General features: G+C 71.6%; 17 protein-coding genes, 1 tRNA gene and 1 pseudogene. 9 read left to right on the top strand and 10 right to left on the bottom strand.

Features of this window, described 5'->3' with window-relative positions:
* Window positions 1-39: 39 nt before the first annotated feature.
* Together PV963_RS17090 and PV963_RS17095 are read right to left on the bottom strand one after the other, a co-directional pair.
* Complete coding sequence (locus tag PV963_RS17090) at window positions 40-1161, bottom strand: SPFH domain-containing protein (protein WP_274816599.1); 1122 nt, start codon at window positions 1159-1161, stop codon at window positions 40-42.
* A gap of 79 nt (window positions 1162-1240) precedes the next feature.
* Window positions 1241-2578, bottom strand: a complete 1338-nt coding sequence (locus PV963_RS17095; RefSeq protein WP_274816600.1) for a peptidoglycan-binding protein — start codon at window positions 2576-2578, stop codon at window positions 1241-1243.
* A gap of 200 nt (window positions 2579-2778) precedes the next feature.
* Here PV963_RS17095 and PV963_RS17100 point away from each other — a divergent pair.
* From PV963_RS17100 to PV963_RS17120, 5 genes are all read left to right on the top strand, one after another.
* Window positions 2779-2852 (top strand) — tRNA-Lys (locus PV963_RS17100).
* A gap of 109 nt (window positions 2853-2961) precedes the next feature.
* Window positions 2962-3675, top strand: a complete 714-nt coding sequence (locus PV963_RS17105) for a FadR/GntR family transcriptional regulator (protein WP_274816601.1) — start codon at window positions 2962-2964, stop codon at window positions 3673-3675.
* Window positions 3676-4000: 325 nt separating this feature from the next.
* Entirely contained in the window at window positions 4001-6007 is a 2007-nt protein-coding gene (locus PV963_RS17110) for a glycosyltransferase family 2 protein (protein WP_274816602.1), read from the top strand.
* Complete coding sequence (locus tag PV963_RS17115; RefSeq protein ID WP_274816603.1) at window positions 6004-7944, top strand: kelch motif-containing protein; 1941 nt, start codon at window positions 6004-6006, stop codon at window positions 7942-7944. The genes PV963_RS17110 and PV963_RS17115 overlap by 4 nt, the downstream gene beginning before the upstream one ends.
* Before the next feature lie 153 nt (window positions 7945-8097).
* Window positions 8098-12309, top strand: coding sequence for a trypsin-like peptidase domain-containing protein (locus PV963_RS17120; protein WP_274816604.1), 4212 nt, complete (start codon window positions 8098-8100; stop codon window positions 12307-12309).
* On the opposite strand, the gene PV963_RS17125 is transcribed toward PV963_RS17120, so the two are convergent.
* From PV963_RS17125 to PV963_RS17150, 6 genes are all read right to left on the bottom strand, one after another.
* On the bottom strand, window positions 12306-13349 hold the full coding sequence (locus PV963_RS17125) for a glycoside hydrolase family 6 protein (RefSeq protein WP_274816605.1): 1044 nt from the start codon (window positions 13347-13349) through the stop codon (window positions 12306-12308). The two genes, PV963_RS17120 and PV963_RS17125, sit on opposite strands and share 4 nt — an antisense overlap.
* Before the next feature lie 334 nt (window positions 13350-13683).
* Window positions 13684-14361, bottom strand: a complete 678-nt coding sequence (locus PV963_RS17130; protein ID WP_274816606.1) for a class F sortase — start codon at window positions 14359-14361, stop codon at window positions 13684-13686.
* Window positions 14362-14363: 2 nt separating this feature from the next.
* Window positions 14364-15206 carry a hypothetical protein gene (locus tag PV963_RS43625; protein WP_342456384.1) on the bottom strand — a complete coding sequence of 281 codons (843 nt, stop codon included), beginning with the start codon at window positions 15204-15206 and terminating at the stop codon, window positions 14364-14366.
* A gap of 141 nt (window positions 15207-15347) precedes the next feature.
* Window positions 15348-16127 carry an HAD-IIA family hydrolase gene (locus tag PV963_RS17140; protein WP_274816607.1) on the bottom strand — a complete coding sequence of 260 codons (780 nt, stop codon included), beginning with the start codon at window positions 16125-16127 and terminating at the stop codon, window positions 15348-15350.
* A gap of 133 nt (window positions 16128-16260) precedes the next feature.
* Entirely contained in the window at window positions 16261-17034 is a 774-nt protein-coding gene (locus tag PV963_RS17145) for a hypothetical protein (RefSeq protein ID WP_274816608.1), read from the bottom strand.
* A 114-nt stretch (window positions 17035-17148) separates the two neighbouring features.
* The gene (locus PV963_RS17150; RefSeq protein ID WP_274816609.1) at window positions 17149-17523 is read right to left on the bottom strand and encodes a hypothetical protein; all 375 of its coding nucleotides are present in this window, start codon (window positions 17521-17523) and stop codon (window positions 17149-17151) included.
* On the opposite strand from PV963_RS17150, the pseudogene PV963_RS17155 reads away from it, so the two are divergent.
* Window positions 17459-17890, top strand: a pseudogene (locus PV963_RS17155) (TetR family transcriptional regulator C-terminal domain-containing protein); the annotation flags it as partial. The gene PV963_RS17150 and the pseudogene PV963_RS17155 overlap by 65 nt on opposite strands.
* Here the strand turns inward: PV963_RS17155 and PV963_RS17160 are convergent.
* Window positions 17781-19286, bottom strand: coding sequence for an ROK family transcriptional regulator (locus PV963_RS17160; protein ID WP_274816610.1), 1506 nt, complete (start codon window positions 19284-19286; stop codon window positions 17781-17783). The pseudogene PV963_RS17155 and the gene PV963_RS17160 sit on opposite strands and share 110 nt — an antisense overlap.
* Before the next feature lie 114 nt (window positions 19287-19400).
* On the opposite strand from PV963_RS17160, the gene PV963_RS17165 reads away from it, so the two are divergent.
* The 3 genes from PV963_RS17165 to PV963_RS17175 all read left to right on the top strand — a co-directional run bounded on the left by PV963_RS17165 (window position 19401) and on the right by PV963_RS17175 (window position 22022).
* A complete protein-coding gene (locus PV963_RS17165) occupies window positions 19401-20498 on the top strand; it encodes a Gfo/Idh/MocA family oxidoreductase (protein ID WP_274816611.1) in 1098 nt (365 codons plus the stop codon).
* Complete coding sequence (locus PV963_RS17170; RefSeq protein ID WP_274816612.1) at window positions 20495-21028, top strand: heme-degrading domain-containing protein; 534 nt, start codon at window positions 20495-20497, stop codon at window positions 21026-21028. The genes PV963_RS17165 and PV963_RS17170 overlap by 4 nt, the downstream gene beginning before the upstream one ends.
* A gap of 127 nt (window positions 21029-21155) precedes the next feature.
* Window positions 21156-22022 (top strand): LLM class F420-dependent oxidoreductase, encoded by an 867-nt coding sequence (locus PV963_RS17175; RefSeq protein WP_274816613.1) that lies wholly within the window; start codon window positions 21156-21158, stop codon window positions 22020-22022.
* 77 nt (window positions 22023-22099) lie between these two features.
* Here PV963_RS17175 and PV963_RS17180 read toward each other — a convergent pair whose 3' ends face one another.
* Window positions 22100-22957: a fumarylacetoacetate hydrolase family protein gene (locus PV963_RS17180; protein ID WP_274816614.1), complete on the bottom strand. Its 858-nt coding sequence runs from the start codon at window positions 22955-22957 to the stop codon at window positions 22100-22102.
* Between the last annotated feature and the right edge of the window lie 128 nt (window positions 22958-23085).

Consider the following 23085-nt stretch of genomic DNA (forward strand, 5'->3'; position numbering starts at 1 on the left):
TCTGAGAGTATGGGCGTGAGTTGAACATGTCCATACCAATCACGGGGCTGTTTCTCCCCGGCCCGCGCAGAACGCCACCGTCAGGTCCTTCACCAGCACCTTCCGCTCGTAGTCGTCGAGTTCGACCAGCCCGCGCATGGTCAGCCGGGTCACCGTGTCCTCCACCGAGTCCACGACCGAGGTGAGCACGCTCGCCCGGTGCTGGGCGTCCAGCGCGGCGATGCGGCGGCGGTGCATCGCGGCGGCGACCTCCGGGGCGTACTCCACCCGGAGCGGCTGCACCGAGAACACCTCCAGGCCGACCGGCGCCGCGTCCGCCGCCACCAGCCGGGTCAGTGCCTCGGCCGCCGCGTCCGCGGAGCCCCTGGCCCCGCCGGGCATCTCCACCGGCACCCGGGCCAGCGCCGCCTCGACGCACTCGCGCAGATATGTCTCGTGGTCCTCGACGCCCAGCGTGGCCCGCGCGGTGTCCCGCACCCGCCACACCACCAGGACGACCACCCGCAGCGCGACCCCGCCTCCGTCGGCGGCCGGCACCGGCTCGCTGCGCCAGTGCCGCAGCCGTACGTCCACCCGGCGACGCAGCAGCAGCGGATTGACCCACAGCAGACCCGAGCGCCGGACGGTCCCCCGGTAGCGGCCGAACAGATCCAGCACCCAGGCCCGCCCGGTCCGACCCCGGGCCAGCCCGCCGAACCCGAACAGCCCGAGCGCCCCGGCCCCCACGTACGCCGCCCACTGCGCGGGACCGAGGCCGGCCCCGGCGTGCGCGGGCAGCCGCAGCGCCTCCAGCACGAGCGGCGGGAGCAGCCCGGCCCACCAGGAGGTGGCCACACACCCGGCCACCCCGCCCGCCCCGGCCAGCACGCCCGCCGCCCCGGGCAGCACCCGCGCGGGTCGCTCCACCAGGTCGGGGTCGACCTGCGGCACCGGGCGCGGCGCGAGGGCCGCCGGGCGTCCGAGGCGCGGCTGCTCCCCCGTGCCCTGCCTGCGGCCCACGACCGCCGGCTTCAGCGGTACCGGCGCCGGGTCGGGGTCGTCGCGGAACAGCAGGTGGACGGGGATCTCGGTGGTGGCCTCGTTCTGGATGAGCCGGGCGGGTCTGGCCGGTCCGTCGGCCGGTCCGTCGGGCTCGGACGTGTGGGAAGTGGTCGTACTCATGGGTGCCTCCAGCCTCCGCGCCAGATGCGTCACAACGGTGATCCCCGGTGCCGGGGTCGGGGCCCTCCGAGGAGAGCCTCTACGAGAAGAGCCGACGCCAGGTCTCGGGTCCCGGGTAGCCGTCCGCCGCGCCGCCCCGCCAGCCCTGGGTGCGCTGGAAGGCCTCGACGGCGCGCCGGTCCGCCTCACCCCAGCGCGGCCCCGGCCCGACCCGGTAGAACCGGCCGAACCCCTTCCGCACCAGCTGCCTCCCCAGCTCGGTGACGTAGGTGTTGCTGGCGCCGGGCCGGAACATCGCCCGGCCCGGGTAGCCGGGGACCCCGTGGGAGGAGGGCGGCGGCCCGACCGCCCCGGCCTTCACGTCCTTGCCCTTCCCCGTGACCAGCAGCTCCCAGGTGCGCGGGCCGGGCAGACCGTCCGCGTCGGCGCCCGTCCAGCCCTGGGCCAGCTGGAAGGCCCGGGTCGCCCGCCGGTCCGCGTCCGTCCAGCGCGGCCCCGGGCCCGAGGCGTAGGAGCCGCCGGCCCCGCGCGCGACGAGCATGCGGCCGAGCAGCGTGACGTACTTGTTGTTCGCGCCGGGGCCGAAATACGCCGCTCCCGGGTAGGGCGTGGCGGCCGGTGCGCCCGGCTTCCCGCCGACCGGTTCCTTGCCCGGTAGGGTCCCCGGCTCCTTCCCCGGTACCTCCGGGGTGACGCCCCTGTACCGGTAGGGGACGTACTGATCGGAGTCGCTCCAGTAGGCGTACGGGGTGGACCGCCGGCGGGTGTGCGGTCGGGTCTGCTCGTAGGCGATGTAGTAGGTGTGCGTGTAGTCGGTCCAGCCGCCGAAAATGACGACGTGCGAGCCGCTCTCGGGGTCGGCCGGATTGTGGAACAGCAGAATGTCGCCCGGCTGGAGTTCCTTCTTGGAAATCCGCTCACCGTATTGGGCGAGACTGCCCGTCCATTCGTTTCCGGGCAGCTTCCAGGCCATCGAGACATAGCCCGAACAGTCCTGCCGGTAGCCGTCCGACCAGTAGTCGTTCATGCTGTACGGCACCTTCGCGGCGGCCCAGGTCCTGGCCCGGTTGAGGATCTCCGTACGGGTGATGGCGGTGAGCTTGAGGGTGGCGGAGGGCTTGGCGGGACGGCCACCGGGGCCGTGCAGTGGGGCCTTGCCTCCCTGAGGGGTGTCGGGCTCTTCACCTGCGGAAACGCCGAGTCGGTGAGATGCGTGCGGAGCGGCTGTGGCCGGTACGGCATGGCCCGCGCCGAGCGCCGCCGAGGCCACGGCGGCCAGGGCCAGGGCACGGTGTGCGGCCGGGTGGGCGGTGGTGCGGCCGGCCCAGGAATGCGGCAGGACGCGGCGCCAGTGGACGCATCCGGGGCAGTCGCAGTCGCTCGCGGGGTCGAATTCCTCGAATACCGGAGACTCCATGCGATTCCCCTCACACTTCCGGCTGGAAAAGACCGCGCCTGTTCCCGTCCGGGCGCGCGCCGTCAGTTTCTCAACTGTCTTCCGCGCGCGCATGCTGACGGTCCGAATGATGTACGCGGCGCCCTTGGCGGGGTCTGCCCGGGCGCGGGCAGGTGGTCGGGGGCACCTCCGGGCGTCCTGTAGAGTTACGCCGTCAGCGCGCGCCGCTAGCTCAGTTGGTTAGAGCAGCTGACTCTTAATCAGCGGGTCCGGGGTTCGAGTCCCTGGCGGCGCACCGACCGGAAAGCCCCTCGCGGAAGCGGGGGGCTTTCTCGCGTCCCCGCCCTCTTGCCTCTCTGGCCGGAACCCGGCCCACCGCGCGAATGGCCGGATACCCTCTCGCCATGGCAGCGCGTGACCTCCAGGAGCGGATCAAGAAGCTCATCATCGACCGCCGGCTGGCCTCCGGGGCCCCGCTGCCGACCGAGCCCGAGCTGATGGAGTACCTCGGCGCGAGCCGGAACTCGGTGCGGGAGGCTCTGAAGGCGCTCCAGGCGATGGGCATCGTGGAGATCCGGCACGGCTTCGGCACCTACGTCGGCCCGATGTCCCTGGCCCCGATGATCGAGGGCCTCGCCTTCCGCACGGTCGCCGGGCACTACCGGGGCGAGGACTCCCTGCTCCAGCTGCTGGAACTGCGGGAGGCGGTGGAGACCGGGCTGGTCTCCCGGCTCGCGGGGCGGATACCGCAGGCGGACCTCGTTGAACTGGACGGGCTCGTCGACCGTATGGAAGAGCAGGCCGCGCGCGGAGCCGGTCTCGCCGAGACCGACCGGGCCTTTCACGCCACCCTCTACCGGGGGCTGGACAACGTGCTGCTGAGCGAGGTCCTGGAGGCGTTCTGGGACGCCTTCCACCGGGTCCGCACGGACCTCGGGGGCGTGCCGCAGGACCCGAAGGTGACCTGCCGGCAGCACCGGGAGATCCTCGACGCGGTCCGGTCCGGCGACTCGGTGCGGGCGGAGGAGGCCATAAGAGAGCACTTCGGGAACATCCGCGCCCGCCTGTCCACAACGGCTCCACAGGGTCCCCACACCCGCCACAATGAACGCGTATGACCGGTAAACACCGCGTTTCGCATCTTGCGATCATGATGAACGCCGTAGAACCCTGGCTTTCTGGTTTTTCAAGATGCTGCGCATACGCGGCAGTTGGGGGGCAAAAGAACCGGTTGCGGGCCGGGCGGGGGTAGGGGCCCCCGTTCATGAGGCGATGCCGTGGGGGGCATCATGCAACCGGAAGGTCGCGTTGCCGTGTCTATAAGGTGTGGATGACGTGGTGACAGCGACCCACCACTGATACGTCTGTGAAGGTCGAGGGGGACCTGCCGCAGACGGAAGGAAGCGACGAAACACGCGGTGTCCGCGTGTGGGGGGATGACTCATGACGTCGAGGCCGACGGGCGCCCGACAGCAGGACCACGACCCGTCCCAGACCACCCAGCTCAGGGTGCCGACGCATCGGATGAGCACCACGGGGACGTTCCGGCGGATCAAGAAGACGCTGCCGAGATACGACTACGAGCACTACAGCCGGCTCGCGGGTCCCCTCACCCAACCCGATCCGACCAAGCCCTACAAGGTGCAGTACCGGTCGCTGATCTCGCAGGAACCGCACCGCATAAGAGTCGCGCTGATGCTGGCCGCGGCCCCGGTGCTGTCCGTGGTGCTGCTGGTGTGGCTGCTCCAGCCCGAGCACTGGACCGAGCGCGACTACCCGGCCTTCGACTGGCTGCCCGCGCTCGACGTGGTGATGCTGGTCTCGATCGGTCTGATCGAGTTCTTCCGCTGCATGAACGTGGTGTCGAACGCGCACGCCACGCTGGTCGCCCGCGACCCGATCCCGGTGGTGCCCGAGACCGGCACCAGAGTGGCCTTCCTCACCTCCTTCGTGCCCGGCAAGGAGCCGCTGGAGATGGTGACGAAGACCCTGGAGGCGGCCGTCAAGATCCGCCACCGGGGCCTCATGCACGTCTGGCTGCTCGACGAGGGCGACGACCCCGAGGTGAAGGCGGTCTGCGAGCGCCTCGGCGTGCACCACTTCTCCCGCAAGGGCGTCGCGAAGTGGAACCAGGCCAAGGGGCCGCACCGCGCCAAGACCAAGCACGGCAACTACAACGCCTGGCTTGAGGCGCACGGCGACGACTACGACTTCTTCGCCTCGGTCGACACCGACCACGTGCCGCTGCCCAACTACCTGGAGCGGATGCTCGGCTTCTTCCGCGACCCGGACGTCGGCTTCGTCATCGGCCCGCAGGTCTACGGCAATTACGACAACCCCATCACCAAGGCCGCCGAGTCGCAGCAGTTCCTCTTCCACGCGCTGATCCAGCGCGCGGGCAACCGCTACGGCTCCCCCATGTTCGTCGGCACCTCCAACGCCGTGCGCATCAAGGCGCTGAAGCAGATCGGCGGTCTGTACGACTCGATCACCGAGGACATGGCGACCGGCTTCGAGATGCACCGCCACAAGAACCCGGCGACGGGCAACAAGTGGCGCTCGGTCTACACCCCGGACGTGCTCGCGGTCGGTGAGGGCCCCAGCGCCTGGACGGACTTCTTCACCCAGCAGATGCGCTGGTCGCGAGGGACCTACGAGACGATCCTCAAGCAGTACTGGAAGGGCTGGTACTCGCTGCCGCCGAGCAAGCTCTTCAACTACACGATGATGATCATCTTCTACCCGATGTCGGCCCTCAACTGGATCCTGGCGGCGCTGAGTTGCGCGCTGTTCCTGGGCCTGGGCGCCTCGGGTGTGAACATCGACCCGGCGGTCTGGCTGATGCTCTACGGCAACGCCTCCGCGCTCCAGATCGGCCTGTACGTCTGGAACCGCCGGCACAACGTCTCGCCGCACGAGCCGGAGGGCTCCGGCGGTGTGGCCGGCATGGTGATGTCCGCGCTGTCGGCGCCGCTGTACGCCAAGGCGCTGATCGACTCCGTGCTGCGGCGCAAGAGCAAGTTCGTGGTCACGCCCAAGGGCGACTCGGCGAGCCCGGACCGCTGGTTCGGCACGTTCCGCTACCACTGGTACTTCGTCGTGATCTTCGGCGCGTCGATCGCGGCCGGCTTCGTCTTCGGCCACTCGCACCCCGCGATGATCATCTGGGCGACGTTCGCGCTGCTGATCACCGCCTCGCCGGTCTTCGCCTGGCGCTGGCAGCTGCGGCAGGAAGCGAAGAAGCCCGCCGCACCCGCCGTGGAACAGCCGCAGGACCCTGCGGGACCGCACCGGACGCAGCCGCTGCCCATCCCGCAGCAGCAGGCGGCGCCGCACGCCCCGCAGCACAAGCCCAGTTGGGCCGCCACCCCTGGCGGAAACGGGGAGGTCGGGGGGACCGACCAGACCATGCAGATCGCCCTTGGTGGACTTGGGGGACGTAACGAATGAACGACCGTGCAGGCCGCCGCCGGGCCCGTCGACTCGCGATAGGCACGGCGGTGGTACTCGCGCTGGCCGGGGCGAACGGGCCGTGGCTCTACCGCTTGGGGACCGAGAAATACCACCAGTACACAATCAACAAGCCGGAGTACAAGGCCGCGAACGGCAAGTGGGAGATCATCGAGTTTCCCGAGGAGTACCGGCAGAACACGATCCACGCGGCGCTGCTGCGCACCGGCAAGGTGCTGCTCGTCGCGGGGTCGGGCAACAACCAGGACAACTTCGACGCGAAGAGGTTCGACACCCGGATCTGGGACCCGGTCAAGGGCACCATCAAGAAGGTCCCGACGCCCAGCGACCTGTTCTGCACCGGCCACACCCAGCTCGCCAACGGCAACCTGCTGATCGCGGGCGGCACCAAGCGGTACGAGAAGCTCAAGGGTGACGTCACCAAGGCCGGCGGCCTGATGATCGTCCACAACGAGAACCCGGACAAGCCGATCACGCTGCCCGCGGGCACCAGGTTCACGGGCAAGGAGAACGGCAAGACCTTCGTCTCGAAGGACCCGGTGCTCGTGCCGCGCGCGAAGAAGGTCTTCGACAAGGCGACCGGCAAGTTCCTGCGCAACGACCCCGGGCTCGGACGTATCTACGTCGAGGCGCAGAAGCGGGGCCAGAAGTACGAGACGGGCACGCAGGACAACTACCGCGTGCACGGACTGAAGGGCGATGACGCGCGTAACACGTACGGCATCGCGCAGAAGCTCGCCCTCGACAAGAAGGACTTCCAGGGGATCCGGGACGCCTTCGAGTTCGATCCCGTAGCCGAGAAGTACATCAAGGTCGACCCGATGAAGGAGGCCCGCTGGTACCCGACGCTCACCACCCTGAGCGACGGGAGGATCCTCAGCGTCTCCGGCCTGGACGACATCGGCCAGCTGGTCCCGGGCAAGAACGAGGTCTTCGACCCGAAGACCAAGAAGTGGACCTACACGGACAAGGTCCGGCAGTTCCCGACCTACCCGGCGCTGTTCCTCATGCAGAACGGCAAGATCTTCTACTCGGGTTCGAACGCGGGCTACGGGCCGGACAACGTGGGCCGTGAGCCGGGCGTGTGGGACGTGGACACCAACAAGTTCACGAAGATCCCCGGCCTGAGCGACCCCAAGCTGATGGAGACGTCCGGGACGGTGCTGCTGCCGCCCGCGCAGGACGAGAAGTACATGGTGATCGGCGGCGGTGGCGTCGGCGAGTCCAAGGAGTCCAGCGAGAAGACCCGGATCGTCGACCTCAAGGACGACGACCCGCGCTTCGTGGACGGCCCGTCCCTGGACAAGGGCACGCGCTACCCGAACGCCTCGATCCTGCCCGACGACAGTGTGCTGATCTCCGGCGGTTCGGAGGACTACCGGGGCCGCAGCGACTCCAACATCTTCGAGGCGCGGCTCTACGACACGGAGAAGAACGAGCTCCGGCGGGTCGCCGACCCGCTGGTGGGCCGCAACTACCACTCCGGGTCGGTCCTGCTGCCCGACGGCCGCGTGATGTTCTTCGGCTCGGACTCACTGTACGGGGACAAGGCCAACACCAAGCCGGGCAAGTTCGAGCAGCGCATCGAGATCTACACGCCGCCCTACCTCTACGGCAGCGGGGACCAGCCCTCGCTGTCCGGCGGACCGCAGACCATCGAGCGCGGCGGGACGGGGACGTTCACCTCGTCGGACGCGGCGAAGATCCAGAAGGTCCGGCTGATCCGCCCGAGCGCCGCCACGCACGTCACGGACGTCGACCAGCGGTCGATCGGCCTGGACTTCAAGGCGTCCGGTGACAAGCTGACGGTGACCATGCCGAAGAACCGGAACCTGGTCCAGGCGGGCTGGTACATGCTGTTCGTGACCGACGACCGGGGCACGCCGAGCAAGGCGCAGTGGGTCAAGGTGCCGTAGATATCGGCTGTTCGGGGCGCTCTCCGGTAGGGAGGGCGCCCCTTTCGCATGTCCAGGTGACGGGAAACGTGCTTGACCTGCGCACGCACTCTGGTGTGCTCTCGGTACGACATCGGTAACGCGAGTGGTCAACGTTGGCGGGGGAAACGGGAGATGACCGAGTCGACCACGTCGGACCCGGTGGCCGAGGACGTCCTGGCCGCCGCGACGGTCCAGGTCACGGGCACGGACGGGCACATCGGCGGCCTGGGGGTGCTCATCGCGCCCACGCTGGTGCTGACCTGCGCCCATGTCGTCCTGGACGCCCTGGGGCTGCCGGGCAGGAGCGAGGCACCTCCCGAGGGACCCGTGCGCGTCACCCTGGTCCTCCAGGAGGGCGAGCAGACCGAGGCCGTCGTCCGCGACTGGGTGCCGGTGCGCGCGAACGGCACCGGGGACGTGGCCGTACTGTCCCTGGCCGACCCGCTCCCGGAAGCCCGGCCGGTCGTCATGGTGGCGCCCAGGGACGTCTGGGACCACAAGGCCATCGTTTTCGGACTGCCCAGGGACGACACCGGCGGCGGCTGGCACACGGCCCGGCTGCGGGCCCGGACCAGCACGGGCCGACTGCAGATGTCGCCGCTCGACGGGCAGTCGGACCCGATCCAGCCCGGTTTCAGCGGCTCGGCCGTGTGGGACGACGACCTCGGTGCCGTGGTCGGCATCGTCGCCTCGATCTCCCCGGCGCACCGCGGGCAGGCCTTCTGCATCCCGACCCGCACGATCCTCGACGAACTGCCGGAACTGGCCGAACTCCTCGCGCCCTCCTCCCCCTTCCCGGGCCTGCGCCCGTACACCGAGGAGCACAGCGCGCACTTCTTCGGCCGGGACGAGGACGTCACCGCGGTCGTCGACCTGCTCTGCCCGCACGGGTCGCCGCCCGAGGGCTGCGTGACCCTGACCGGCCCCTCCGGCTCCGGCAAGTCGTCCCTCCTCATGGCGGGCGTCCTGCCCCGTCTGAAGGAGCAGGAGGTGGAGGTCGTCACCCTGCGCGCGGAGGGCCGTCAACCGGACGCCGCGACGGTCCGGGACGCACTGCGGACCCACCGCTCGGCACGCGGACTCGTGCTGGCAGTCGACCAGGCGGAGGCGCTGCTGCTGCGTCCCGACGACGAGCTGCGCGCCTTGGTGGAGGGCCTCCTCGACGCCTGCCGGCACCCCGGGGTGGCGGTCCTGGTCGCGCTGCGGACCGACTTCCAGGACGCGGCCCTGCGCCACCCGGAGCTGAGCCGCCTGGTCGGCGGGGCGCCCGCGCACCAGCTGGGCCTGATGACCCGCGAGCAGCTCACCGAGGTGGTCCGGCTGCCGCTGCGTGCCTTCCCCGGCGTGGAGTACGACAGCGGGCTGGCCGACCGGCTCATCGAGGACGCGGCGGGCCGGCCGGGAGCCCTGCCCCTGCTCGGGTTCGCCCTGACCACCCTGTGGGAACGGCAGGTCGGCGGCCGGCTCCGCCTCGACACCTACCGCGAACTGGGCGGCCTCGGCGGGGTGCTGAGCAGCAGGGCGGACTCCGCGTGGCGGCGGGCGCTGCGCGGCGCGGCACGGGATGCCGCGACCGGGCTGCTCCGCGCGCTGATCCAGGTCCCGCCCGGCAGCGGCACGGCCCTGCGCGCCCGGCTCGCCCGCCGTGACGCCGGCGAGGAGCGGTGGTCCATCGCCCGGGAGCTCGTCGAGGCCCGCGTCCTGGTGGTGGGTGCGGATCCCGAGCGGGGCGAGACGGTGGAGCTGGCCCACGAGGCCCTCATCGAACACTGGCAGCCGCTGGCCGAGCAGTTGGAGAACGACCGTACGTTCCTCACCTGGCGCGGCGAACTGCGCTACGACCGGGCGCGCTGGTGGCGGGCGGGGCGGCCGGACGGGCTGCTGCTGGAGGACCCGGCCCTGTCGGTGGCGGAACGGTGGCTCGCCGATCGGCCTGACGAACTCACGGAGGAGGACCGGGAGTTCATCGAGGCGGGTGTCGGGCTGAGGGCTCGTAAGGCACACGAGGCCGCGAGGTCCGAGCGCCGGAAGCAGTATCTGCGGGTGCTGTGGGCGGTTGTCACGGTTCTGGCCGTGGTGGCGGCGGCGGTGGTGTCCGTGCTGTATCTGAACCTGCTGACGGAGCAGCGGCGGTTGGCTTCGGATCGGTTGGCGCAGCAGGCCGCGAGTTTCGACGGCACGTCCCTGGCCGTGTCCTCGCTGTACACGGTCGGGGCGTATCGGGCGGAGGCCCGGCCGGACGCGCGGTCCGCCCTGCTGGCGCAGTACTTGCGCTTGCAGGATGTAGAGCGGGTGGTGATGGAGAATCGCCACGACGTCGAGGACATCGCGCTCACGGACGACGGCTCGTACGCATACGCCGTGCTGAGCAACGGCGCCTTCGTGCGGCTGAACCTGCGAGGGCAGAAGCCTCCCAAGCCATACTATTTCTCGACACAGTTGGACACCGAGCGGATCGCCGTATCGGCCGACGGGCGGAGGACGGCTCGGGCGAGCGGTTGGGGTCTGATCTCCCTCGGTGTGCCGATCTCCTCCGACTCGGACAAGTTCCGGACCATTGCCCTGCGCAAGGGCGAGGCCATGGAGAAGAACCCGCGCGCCCCCAACGACCTGCGCTTCGACGGGGACAGGAAGCGGATCCTCGCCGCGATCCCCCGCGAGGGCGTGCTCGTGTGGAACGCGGACGACGGCCGCCGCACTGGCCGTACCCTCGCCCCGCCGAGCGGCTGGGACGCGGCACAGGCCTGGTTCGCCGCGGACGACACGGTCCTGGCGCGGATCGTGCCCTCCGGAGCGGAAGCGGACGACGTACGGGGCCGGCTGGTGACCTGGGACCTGAACCGGGGTTCGCTGCACCGACCCTGGGACGATCGCGCCACCGCCTCCGCGACGGTCAGCGGCAACGGCCGTGTCCTGGTCACCTGCACCGAGCAGGGCTCACTCGAAGCGTGGCGGCTGGGCACCACGCCCCGGCGCTTCCAGAGCTGGAGCAACGACAGCTTCCAGGGACTGTGCCCGCTCTACGCACCCCGGCTCGACGCCACGGGCCGCTACCTGGTCAATCCCACCGGGCGCATCGGCAGTGACCTGGGCCGTATGCGCTTCCTCGTCATCGATCTGGAGAAGGGCTGGCCGTCCACCTTCGACACCCCCGCCGCACCTCCCGAGGACCAGAACATCACCGGCCGCTCGTTCGCTCCGGCGGTCGCGCTCGCCGGCCCTCCGGATGACCTGCGCGCCGCCGTCTCCGCCGGCGGCAGCATCGTCACCGTACGCCTCAAGCCGCCCACGTCCTTCGACTCCAACTCCCTGGTCCATCGCATCCGCACGCCGGACGGACCGAGCGGCAAAATGGCGGTCGTCGACACCAGCGGCAGCGGACTGCAACTGTGGGACCTGGCCGGCCACCGGCTCCTCGCGACCGCCCGGTCGTCCCGGCCGCTGGCCCCGATGTACGCCGCCTTCAGCCCGGACGGGCGACGGATGCTGACCATCGCCGAGGACCAGCGGACGGTCCTCGTCTGGCGGATCGACAACGGTTCCCTCAGGGAGGAGCACGTCCTTGAGCTGCCCGCCCCTCCCGGCATCACGGCTTCCGGGGCGGACCCTCAAACGGGGCTCGTCCCGTCCTGGATCAACCTGAGCTTCTCCGACGACGACCACGCCGTGATCTCGGGGCTGTCGTACGTCTCCCGCTGGAATCTCGACACCGGCAAGCCGGACGGCGAGATCTACCGGCCGCCCGTCCAGGAGCGTGCCCAGCTCGCCAACGAGGCGGCCGGCACCTTCGCCACCGCCATACCCGGCAAACCACAGGCACTGGTGCGGACGGTGGCCGAGATCGGCACCTGGGACTTCACGACTGGTGAGTTCAAGAGGTGGATCAAGAGGGACGAAGATGAACGGTCGGTCCGGTCGTTCGCCCTCTCCCCCGACGGCGAAGTCCTCGCTGTGCAATACGCAGGCGGTCAAGTGCGGTTGTGGGACGTCGAGAAGAAGCGAGACCTGCCGGCTCTCACCTACAACGGCGTCTACTACCTCGGCCGCTTCCTGGGTGACCGCCTCCTCCACACCACCACCGCCGCCGGTGAACAAGTCGTCTGGGACATCGAGAACCGCCAGGACACCTACCGCTACTACGTGGGCTACGGCTCGGCCCTCTCACCGAGCACCGACAGCAAGGCCCTCACGCTCGTCGACGGCTCCCGCACCTCCGTGATCCCTCTCGAACCCGAGCGGTGGATGGACCGGCTGTGCGCCCTGGCGGGGCGGGAGCTGACAAAGAAGGAGAGGAAACTGGCGGTCGACCCCGACCAGGTCGAGGACGTCTGCCCGAAGGTCTAGCCGGCCCTGGCCAGCTTCAGTGCGTAGTCCCCCCACCACTGCCCCGCCTTCGGCCCGCCCTTGCACTCGCCGTCCGACTCGCCCGGCCGCTTCACCCACAGGTACGCGTCGACCGACGGGTCCGCCGTCTTGGTCGTCGGCGTCTCGCCCAGCGCGCGGCCCGGCGGGTTGCACCAGCGCTCGTCCGGGTTGCCCTGGGTGTAGGGGCCCTTGCCGTTGCGGCTGGTGTCGATGACGAAGTGCTTGCCTCCGACCTTGGCGGAGAGCTGCTTGCCGTAGGCGATGGAGTCGTCGGTGGAGTAGAAGTTGGAGACGTTGACGGAGAAGCCGTCGGCCTGTTCGATGCCGGCCCGCTTCAGCGGCTCGAAGATCTGGTCGGGGTTCTGCCAGCCGGCGTTGCCCGCGTCCAGGTACACCTGCGTGTTCTTCAGGGACTTGAGCTTGGTGACGGCGCCCTTGAGGAGGTCGTAGCGCTCCTCGTGGAACTGCTCCGGGGTGCAGCCGTCCACCAGGTGCAGCAGCGCGTCCGGTTCGAGGATGACCGTGGCGGAGCGGTCGCCGATGCCCGCCGCCACGCCGTCGAGCCACTCGCGGTAGGCGTTGCCGTCGGCGGCGCCGCCCTGCGAGTACTGGCCGCAGTCGCGGTGCGGGATGTTGTAGAGGACGAGCAGTGCCGTACGGCCGGCCTTGTCGGCGGCCTCGGTGAAGCCCTGCGTCTGCTCCCGCGGGTTGTCCGGGCCGATCCACTCGGCGACCGGCTGCTCGGCGATCTTGCGGATCTGCTCGGCGTCCTGCTTCTTGCCGGCCTTCTCCAGTGCGGCGACCTGCTTCGCCGCGGTGCCGTCCGGATTGACCCAGAACGGGGCGGTCTCCTTGGGCTGCTGTGTGATTCCCGCGCCCGCATCGGCGCTCGCGTCGGCGCCCGGTTCCGATCCGTCCCCCCCGTCGGACGAACACCCCGTGATCAGCAGTGCCGCCCCCAGCACCACTGCGGACATCCGCCTCGCGGCGGACACCCTTGCCCCCCTGCTGCCGTACATCCAACTCCCCCTTGGGTGCACCGTTCCAAGTCTCAATCCTGACATACGTCCCGCGACACCCACGAGGCCGAACCCACCTGCGTGGATGACGCAGAGCCACCGTTTCGGGACTTGGCGTTATTCAACCTCTAGGCCCGGGAGGCCCTTTGGTTCTAGAGTCTTCTCAGCAGGGCCCGGCCTCCGGCCAGAGTTTCACCCACCGTGGCTCCCGCGGCCTCCCGCGCAGCTCGCCGGGTTACTCCCGCAGCCCGTGCGTGCGCGGTCGAGGACCAGCCCGGTCGGCGACTTCAGGGGGAGCGGGTCGCCGACCGGGCTGGGTGGGCACACAAGGCTGCTAAAGGCCCGTTCCCGTCAGGTACGCCGAGACGACCACGTTCGCCGTGTAGCTGCGGGTCGTACGGTCGAAGCTGCCGCCGCAGGTGACCAGTCGCAGCTCGGCCCGGCCCGACTCGCGGGGCCCGTAGGCCTGGTGGGCGTCGAAGCGGTCGCGGGTGAGGACCTGGACGGACTCGACGGTGAACTCGGCGACCTTGGCGTCGGCCCGGATCACCCGGATCGTCTGGCCCGGCCGCATGGCACTGACCTTGTAGAAGACGGCGGGCCGGGTGTCGGTGTCGACGTGACCCACCATCAGCGCGGTCCCCGGCGCCCCGGGTGCCACGCCGCCCGCGTACCAGCCGACCGCGCCCGGCTGGTCGTACGGCGGCGGATCGAGCGCGCCGCGCGCGTCCAGACCCCGCGCCACCACGGGCGCCTGCACCCCGAGCCCGGGGATGTCGACGCGCTGGGGCAGCGCGTCGCCCAACGGGCGGTGCGCGGGCGGCAGTTTCACGTCCGGGGGCCGTCCGGCCGCCGCCATGTCGCCGGTGGTGGGCGCGGATATGCCGTGCCGTACGTCGGTCACCTCGCGTCCCCACAGCCACAGCCCGAGCAGCAGCGCCACCCAGGCGACGCCGGCCAGCAGGCGGCCGGTGCCCGAGGAGCGGCCCGTGATTCGATCCTGGTCGGACATGGTCAGTCCGTTCCGCGACGCCGGCGGACACCGCCCAGCGCGACGACCACCGCGGCCACCCCCGCGAGGACCAGGCCGGTCACCCCCTGCGCCGTGCCGGGGCCGGCCCCGCGGTCCTCGGCGGCGGCGAGGTCCGCCGCGCCGCCACCGCCCGCCTGGACGGGGGCGACGGGTGAGGGGTACGGGCCCGGCCGCCGGGAGGCGGGCTGCCGCTCATCGCCCCCGGACGCGGGCTGCTGCTCATCGCCTCGGGACGCGGGCTGCTGTCCGTCGTCGCCGGATTCGGACGGCTGCCCACCGCCTTCAGGCACGGGTGGCTGCCCATCGGTCCCGGGTGCGGGTGGCTGTCCGACGGTCCCGGGCGCGGGCGGCTGCCCACCGGTCCCGGGTGCGGGTGGCTGTCCGACGGTCCCGGGCGCGGGCGGCTGCCCGATCGTCCCGGGCGCGGGCGGCTGCCCACCCGGCCCGGATGCGGACGGATGCTCGCCCGTCCCGGACGCGGACCGCCGCCCCTCCCGCTCCCGGACGGTGAACGTGCCCGCCCGTTCGGCCTCCCCGCAAGTGACCTGCACGGCGTACGTCCCCGCGCCGAGCGTGGAGCGGACGCGGCTTTCGCCGACGAGTTCACCGTCGGTGACGGTGAGCCGCGCGTCCGCGACGAACGCCGCCGAGCGGGCGACGGCCGTCCTCTCCGCACAGTCGGTCACGCGGAGCGTGACGTCACTGCCGGGCGCGGGGGTCGCCGGGGTCACCGAGACGCCCCCGACGTCCGCCGCGAACGCCGCCGGGGTGAGGGCGGCCGCGACCAGGACGCTCGTACAGACAGTGACTTTCAGGGAACCCATCGTGAACCTCCAGACGCCTGGAGCCTCCCCCGCACGGTCGGCCACCGCATCCTCAGGGACGCGGCGACTGCTCCATACGGGTGGCGACGGGTTTGAGCTCCGGCCCGCTGCCTCGGGCCCGGAGGCCCGCTGCCCGCGGGGTCAGACCCGGTCGACGAGGTCCGCGATCGAGTCCACGACCTGCGACGGCCGGTACGGGAAGCCGTCGACCTGGTCGGGCCGGGTCAGGCCGGTGAGCACCAGGAACGTCTGCATCCCGGCCTCCATGCCCGCCAGCACGTCCGTGTCCATCCGGTCGCCGATCATCGCGCTGCTCTCGGAGTGCGCCCCGATGGCGTTCAGCCCGGTCCGCATCATCAGCGGGTTCGGCTTGCCCGCGAAGTACGGCTTCTTGCCGGTCGCCTGGGTGATCAGCGCGGCCACCGCGCCGGTCGCGGGCAGCGGGCCCTCGGTGGACGGGCCCGTCTCGTCGGGGTTGGTGCAGATGAAACGGGCGCCGCCGAGGATGAGCCGTACCGCCTTCGTCATGGCCTCGAAGGAGTACGTGCGGGTCTCGCCGAGGACGACGTAGTCCGGCTCGTGGTCGGTCAGGATGTAGCCGATGTCGTGCAGCGCGGTGGTCAGGCCGGCCTCGCCGATGACGTACGCCGAGCCGCCCGGCCGCTGGTCGTCCAGGAACTGGGCCGTGGCCAGGGCCGAGGTCCAGATGCTCTCGATCGGCACGTCCAGGCCCATACGGCGCAGCCGGGCGTGCAGGTCGCGCGGGGTGTACATCGAGTTGTTGGTGAGGACCAGGAAGGGCTTCCCGGACTCGCGCAGCTTCTTGAGGAAGGCGTCGGCGCCGGGGATCGGTACGCCCTCGTGGATGAGCACACCGTCCATGTCGGTGAGCCACGACTCGATGGGCTTGCGGTCTGCCATGTGCGGGATCTCCTGCCGTACGCGGGCCAGCGTGCGCCTTGGGGCCAGGCAGCCCAAGCCTAAACAGTGGCCGGATCTTGCGGAATGGCCCGTATACGGCGTCCCGACAGGCGGGACGGCTCCTCCTCGCGCGTCAACGGCGACGGCGCGCGAGGAGCAGTGCCCCGCCCCCGGCGAGCAGCACCGCCGCGGCAGCCGCGGCGAGCCGGCCGCCGCCTCCCGTACGGGCGAGTTCCTCGGCGAACGGCAAGCGGTCCTCGCGGGGCGGGACGGACGCGTCGGACTCCGGCTGGGAGTCGGTACCGCCGTCGGTCTCCGGCTCGCCCCCGTCGATCGGCGCACCGCCGTGGATCCCGAAGCGGTAGTCGTTCGACTGCCCGACCCAGTCGCCGTCGTCGTCGTGCCGCTGCACCACGGCGGCGTTGACGGTGACGTCGTTCGGCACGGCGTCGGAGGTGACCGCGAGCCGCACCTTCACGGTGACGGTCTTGCCCGGCCCGACGTTGAACCCGGCGAACCGGTCCTCCTCGTCGGCGAACGCCCCGACGAGCTCGTCCTCACCGGTCTTCTCGAACCGCACGGGGTGTGCCCGCGCCCCCTCGAAGAACTCCAGCCGGGGCTGCGACGGCTCCAGCGCCCGCTTGTCGTCGACGAGTACGACGACGGGGTGGATACCGGTGCACGGCCGGTCGGTCGTGTTGGTCAGATCGAGATACCAGGTTCCGAACCCGCCCCCGGCCGTGTAGGCGTCGGGCCCGCCGTGGATGCGGGTGGTGAGCGGGAAGGTGTGGTCTTCGGGCGCGGCACAGGCGGGCGCCGGGTCTTCCGCGTACGCCGGAGGAGCCCCGGTGAGCAGGACGGCGGCTGCCGCCGCCAGGCAGAGGTGAGCGGGCGTGCAGGGTCGCATGGAGATGTGACATTGCCGGATGGAGCCGACCGCAAGCCGACATCGCCGGGAACGCCCCCGAACGGCGGTGCGGATCCGCCCGGTCGGCGCACACGCCGAGGCCCGAGGGAACCCTCAGCGGCGCCCCACTGCCTTCGCACGCGAGTGCGCCCAGCCGGTCAGGAGGACACCGACGGCGGTGAGGACCGCGTAGGCCGGCAGCGCGGGGAGGAAGCCGCCGGGGAGCCCGTCCAGCAGCCCCCGGTCGCCGTTGTCGACGAGGATCCGGACGAGCGCCTGGGCGCACACGACCATCGTCACCATGCCGAGGACCTGTAGGACGTCGTACTTCATGGCGCGTGCCCGGTGTGCGGCACGCCCACGGTCCGGCCGGGCCGAGGCGGTGTGGCGTATCGCGGCCGAGCAGGGGCTGGACGCGGCGAGCATGCGCAGGATCGCGGCCGAGGCCAGGGTCTCGCTGCGGGTCGTGCAGTACCACTTCGACTCCAAGCACGCCCTGATGGTCGACGCGCTGCGGCTGCTGCACGAGGAGAACGAACGGCCGGCCCAGGGGCGCATCCCGTACGACATGACGGAGCCGTGCGCGCTGCTGCGGGCGGTGCTGGACGAGTTCCTGCCCCTGGACGAGCAACGCGCCTTCGTCCTGCGGGTGTTCACGGCGTACTACGCGCGGAGCCTTGCCGATCCCGTGCTCGCGGAGGTCTTCCTGGCCGCCGAGCAGCCGCTGGAACGGCTCGTCTCGGACATCATCGGGGTGGGCGAGGCAGCGGGGAGCACCGCGCCGGGCATCGACCGGGCGCACGAGGCGGACCTGCTGGTGTCGGGTGCGATTGGGCTGGGCCTGGACGTTCTGCACGGCCGCCGCTCACTCGCGGACGTGCGCACGGTACTGGAGTACCACCTGGGGCGGATCTTCCCGGACGCCGCCTGCACGCCCACGCCAACGCCCCAGCCGGATCCGGCCCCCGCCCCCACCACGAGTCCGGCCCCCGCCCCTCAGCCGTCCCCCGCCCGAACACCGGCCCCAGCACCAACTGAGCCGCCCCCACCGCCACGACTCGCCCTCCCCCCGGCGCGACACGTACCGGCACGGCGTCCTCCCCCGTCCGCCGGGCCCGCGCCCCCAGTACCGCCCCGACTCCCCGTACGAACGCCTCCGGAGCCGCGGCCACCGTCCGCCCGCCCAGCAGGACGACGTCGATGTCGAGCAGCCCGACCAGGTTCGCCGCGCCCGCTCCCAGCACCCGCGCCGCCTCCTCGACATCGCCGCGCGCCACCGCACCGAGGCACAGCGCCTCCACGCAGCCGCGGTCGCCGCAGGTGCACGGCGGGCCGTCCAGCTGGATCACCTGGTGGCCGAACTCCCCGGCCCCGGTCCGGGCTCCCCGGTGCACGCTCCCGCCGATCACCAGACCGGCCCCCAGCCCCGTACCGAGGTGCAGGTACGCGAAGGAGCCGGCCTCGCCCCCGGCCGCCAGGCCCAGCGCCGCCGCGTTGGTGTCCTTGTCGACCACGACCGGCACCCCGAGCCGCTCCGCCAGCGCCTGACGCAGCGGGAAGCCGTCCCACTCGGGGAAGCCGGTCACCCGGTGCAGCACACCCCGGACATGGTCGAGCGGCCCGGGCAGCGCCACCCCCACCCCGAGCAGGGAACCGGCATGGGCGAGGAGCGATCCGGCGGGCAGCACCTCGGTCACCGCCGCGCGCCCGGCCTCCATTGCCGCCGCCCGCCCAGTCTCCGTTACCGCCGCCCGCCCGGACTCCCTCACCACCGCCCGCCCAGCCTCGGTCACCACCGCCCGCCCAGCCTCCCTCACCACCGCCCGCCCAGCCTCGGTCACCACCGCCCGCACGGCCTCCGTCACCGCCGCCAGTACGGCCCGCGCACCCGCCCCCAGATCCAGCGCGGCCCGCCGCTCCCCCACCACCGTCCCGCGCAGATCCACGAGCACGGCCCGGACCTCGTCCCGGTCCAAGTGGACCCCCACCGCGTGCCCCGCCTCGGGCACCAGCCGCAGCACCGTGCGCGGCTTGCCGCCGGTCGACGCGCGGCGCCCCGCCTCCGCCGCGAGTCCGTCCTCCCGCAGCCGGGCCGTGATCTTGCTGACCGCCTGTGGGGTGAGGCCGGTCCGCTCGGCGAGTTCGAGCCGGCTGATGCCGTCGGACCCGGCGGTCCGCAGCAGGTCAAGCACCAGCGCGGCGTTGTGGCTGCGCATGGCGAGCAGGTTCGCTCCGGCCCCTGCACCAGCCATGCCGCCCGCTCCGCCTACTGCGCCCACTCCGCCCGTACGGTCGTTCGCCCTGTTCACGCCACCCATTGTCCCCGGCGCTTGCACTTTGGCAACAGCGTTGCCAAAGTGGGTGACATGACTGGCACACCCCTCGGCACCTCCGGCACACCCGGCTCGCCCCTGCGCGTCGGCCTCGTCGGCTACGGCCTCGCCGGCTCCGTCTTCCACGCCCCGCTGATCGCCGCCACCGAGGGCCTCACCCTCGACACGGTGGTCACCTCGAACCCCGAGCGGCAGCAGCAGGCCCGCGCCGAGTTCCCGGACGCGCGCCTCGCCGCCGGCCCGGACGAGCTGTTCGACCGGGCCGCCGAGCTGGACCTGATCGTCGTGGCGTCCCCGAACAAGACGCATGTGCCGCTCGCGACGACCGCGCTCGAGGCGGGTCTGCCGGTCGTGGTCGACAAGCCCGTCGCGGGCACGGCGGCCGAGGCGCGCGAGCTGGCCGCCCTGGCCGAGGAGCGCGGACTGCTCCTCTCCGTCTTCCAGAACCGCCGCTGGGACAACGACTTCCTCACCCTGCGCAAGCTGCTCGGCGAGGGCGAGTTGGGCGACGTCTGGCGCTTCGAGTCCCGCTTCGAGCGCTGGCGTCCGAAGCCGAAGGGCGGCTGGCGGGAGTCCGGCGACCCCGCAGAGATCGGAGGTCTGCTGTACGACCTCGGCAGCCATGTCGTCGACCAGGCGCTGGTCCTCTTCGGCCCGGCGGCCGCCGTGTACGCGGAGTCGGACATCCGCCGCCCGGGCGCCGAGACGGACGACGACACGTTCATCGCGATCACGCACACAGGCGGCGTCCGCTCCCACCTCTACGTCTCCGCGACGACCGCCCAGCTCGGCCCCCGCTTCCGCGTCCTGGGCTCCGCCGCGGGCTACGTCAAGTACGGCCTCGACCCCCAGGAGGCGGCCCTGCGCGAAGGCCAGCGCCCCGGGCCCGGCTGGGGCGCGGAGCCCGAGTCGCTGTGGGGCCGTGTGGGCGCCGGCGAATCCCCGGTCACGGGCGGCGGCCGACCCGAACCCACCCTCCCGGGCGACTACCCCGCTTACTATGCGGCCGTGGCGAAGGCCCTGCTGGAGGGCGCCCCGAACCCGGTGACCGCGCTGGAGGCGGCCGCCGCCCTGGACGTACTGGAGGCCGCCCGTCGTTCGGCCCGCGAGAAGGTGACGGTGACCCTGTGACCCACAAGAGCACGCACAACCCTTCGCACAGCCAGGAGCTGACCCCGAAGTTCCACCCGGAGCTCACCCCGAGCCTGGAGGAGCTGGAGAAGGAGGAACGCCGCCTGGTGTTCCGCCAGTTCACCCACGACGACGCCTGGGCGCTCGGCTCGCTGCTCGTCGGCATGGCCCGGGAGCGGCAGGCGCCGGTCGCGATCGACATCCACCGCGCCGGCCAGCAGCTCTTCCACGCGGCGCTGCCCGGCTCCACGCCCGACAACGACGCCTGGATCGCCCGCAAGCGCCGGGTGGTCGAGCGCTACGGCTCCGCCTCCTACCTGGTGGGCGCCCGCTTCCGCGCCAAGGGCACGACGTTCGAGGAGTCCTCGCGCCTCGACCCCGACACGTACGCGGCACACGGCGGTTTCTTTCCGATCACCGTCGAGGGCGTCGGCGTGATCGGCGCGGTGACGGTGTCGGGGCTGCCGCAGCTCCAGGACCACCGGTTCGTGGTGGAGGCGCTGGAGGAGTTCCTCGGCAAGGACCGCTAGCGACGGCCGACGACCGCCGGCGCGCCGAAATCACCGACGCCGGCTCGGAATTACGGCCGGGCCCCTCCGGTTGGCACCTGCTGTACGCATGATCACGCACGGTGCCCAACCGGAGGGACCCCAACCGATGACCACCGCCCTGAAGGAAACCGTCGGCCGGTACGGCATCTGGAGCGTCGGCCTGCGCTCGGAGGACCCGGACCGCCGCGGGGAACTCGCCGAGGCCGCCGCCGAACTGGAGGAGCTCGGCTACGGCGCCGTCTGGCTGGGCGGCAACAGCTCCGCCGCCAACGCCGCCCCGCTGATCGAGGCGACCTCGAAGCTCACCTTCGGCACCAGCATCCAGAGCATCTGGCAGCACGAGCCGGACGCCGCCGCCACGGCCTTCGGGGAACTGGAGTCGGCCCACCCCGGGCGTTTCCTGCTGGGCCTCGGAGTGAGCCACGCCAAGCGTGAGGAGCAGTACTCCCGCCCCTACTCCGCGCTCGTCGGCCACCTCGACGGCCTGGACGCCGCCGGAGTGCCGGCGGAACGCCGCCTGCTGGCCGCCCTGGGCCCGAAGTCGCTCCGGCTGGCCCGCGACCGGGCGGCGGGCTCGATCCCGTACCTGGTCACCCCGGAACACACCGCGCACGCCCGCGAGATCCTGGGCGAGGCCCCGCTGCTGGCCCCGGAGCTGGGCGTCATCCCGGAGACGGACCCGGCCCGCGCCCGCGCCCTGGCCCGCGAGTTCCTCGGCATCTACCTCCCGCTGCCGAACTACACCAACAACTTCCTCCGGCACGGCTTCACCGAGGACGACCTGTCGGACGGCGGCAGCGACCGCCTGGTCGACGCCCTGTTCGCCTGGGGCGACGATACGGCGATCCGCGCCAAGATCGACGCCTTCTTCGAGGCGGGGGCGGACCACCTCGCCCTCCAGGTCCTGGACGGCGAGCCCAGGGAGACCCTCCCGAGGAAGGCGTGGCGCGACCTGGCAACTCTGCTGGGCTGACCCCTCAGGGGCGCGGGGAACTGCGCGAACAACCACGACGAACCCGCAGTCGCGAACGCTCCGCAGCTCCCCGCCGCTCAGGCGTCCTTGAACTCCTGCCGCTGCCGCCCGAGCCCTTCGATCTCCAGCTCCACGACATCCCCGGCCCGCAGGAACGGCTTGGGCTCGGGCGCCCCCAGCGCCACCCCCGCCGGCGTCCCCGTGTTGATCACATCCCCGGGGTACAGCGTCATGAACTGACTGAGATACCGCACGACCTCCCCCACCGGGAAGATCTGCTCGGCCGTCGTCCCGTCCTGCTTCAACTCCCCGTTGACCCACAGCCGCAGCGACAGCCGCTGCGGATCCGGCACCTCGTCCGCCGTCACCAGCCACGGCCCCAGCGGATTGAACGTCTCGCAGTTCTTGCCCTTGTCCCAGGTCCCGCCCCGCTCGATCTGGAACTCCCGCTCGGACACGTCGTGCGCCACCGCGTACCCGGCTACATGCGCGAGCCCTTCCTCCGCGGACCCCAGGTACCTGGCCGTACGCCCGATGACGACGGCCAGCTCGACCTCCCAGTCGGTCTTGCGGGACGCGCGCGGCACGAGCACCGTGTCGTTCGGCCCGACCACCGTGTCCGGCGCCTTCATGAAGAGGACCGGCTCGGCGGGCGGCTCGGCACCCGTCTCGCGCGCATGGTCGTGGTAGTTCAGCCCGATGCAGACGATCTTGCCGATCCGCCCCAGCGGCGGCCCGATCCGCAGCCCGGTGGCGTCCAGTACGGGCAGCTCACCGGCGTCGTCGGCAGCACGGACGCGTCCGAGCGCCGCGTCGTCCGCGAGCAGTGCCCCGTCGATGTCCGGCACGACGCCCGACAGGTCCCGCAGGGTCCCGTCGGCGTCGAGCAGCGCGGGCCGCTCGGTCCCCGCCGTACCGACTCGCAGCAGCTTCATGATCACGTCTCCCTCGATCGCGGGCGCCCGCCCGAGGCATGCGACCCGGATGCGGCGGGGCAGCCATCGGAGGACTGGTCGATCCTCCAAGCTGGGAGTCCACTCCGCAATACCCAGTTCATGTACTG

The organism is Streptomyces coeruleorubidus (genome assembly GCF_028885415.1).
GTDB lineage: Bacteria > Actinomycetota > Actinomycetes > Streptomycetales > Streptomycetaceae > Streptomyces > Streptomyces coeruleorubidus_A.

Coding starts and splice junctions, on each gene's coding strand:
- PV963_RS17090 (WP_274816599.1), bottom strand. CDS start 1,161: ATGAGTACGACCACTTCCCACACGTCCGAGCCCGACGGACCGGCCGAC.
- PV963_RS17095 (WP_274816600.1), bottom strand. CDS start 2,578: ATGGAGTCTCCGGTATTCGAGGAATTCGACCCCGCGAGCGACTGCGAC.
- PV963_RS17105 (WP_274816601.1), top strand. CDS start 2,962: ATGGCAGCGCGTGACCTCCAGGAGCGGATCAAGAAGCTCATCATCGAC.
- PV963_RS17110 (WP_274816602.1), top strand. CDS start 4,001: ATGACGTCGAGGCCGACGGGCGCCCGACAGCAGGACCACGACCCGTCC.
- PV963_RS17115 (WP_274816603.1), top strand. CDS start 6,004: ATGAACGACCGTGCAGGCCGCCGCCGGGCCCGTCGACTCGCGATAGGC.
- PV963_RS17120 (WP_274816604.1), top strand. CDS start 8,098: ATGACCGAGTCGACCACGTCGGACCCGGTGGCCGAGGACGTCCTGGCC.
- PV963_RS17125 (WP_274816605.1), bottom strand. CDS start 13,349: ATGTACGGCAGCAGGGGGGCAAGGGTGTCCGCCGCGAGGCGGATGTCC.
- PV963_RS17130 (WP_274816606.1), bottom strand. CDS start 14,361: ATGTCCGACCAGGATCGAATCACGGGCCGCTCCTCGGGCACCGGCCGC.
- PV963_RS43625 (WP_342456384.1), bottom strand. CDS start 15,206: ATGGGTTCCCTGAAAGTCACTGTCTGTACGAGCGTCCTGGTCGCGGCC.
- PV963_RS17140 (WP_274816607.1), bottom strand. CDS start 16,127: ATGGCAGACCGCAAGCCCATCGAGTCGTGGCTCACCGACATGGACGGT.
- PV963_RS17145 (WP_274816608.1), bottom strand. CDS start 17,034: ATGCGACCCTGCACGCCCGCTCACCTCTGCCTGGCGGCGGCAGCCGCC.
- PV963_RS17160 (WP_274816610.1), bottom strand. CDS start 19,286: ATGGCTGGTGCAGGGGCCGGAGCGAACCTGCTCGCCATGCGCAGCCAC.
- PV963_RS17165 (WP_274816611.1), top strand. CDS start 19,401: ATGACTGGCACACCCCTCGGCACCTCCGGCACACCCGGCTCGCCCCTG.
- PV963_RS17175 (WP_274816613.1), top strand. CDS start 21,156: ATGACCACCGCCCTGAAGGAAACCGTCGGCCGGTACGGCATCTGGAGC.
- PV963_RS17180 (WP_274816614.1), bottom strand. CDS start 22,957: ATGAAGCTGCTGCGAGTCGGTACGGCGGGGACCGAGCGGCCCGCGCTG.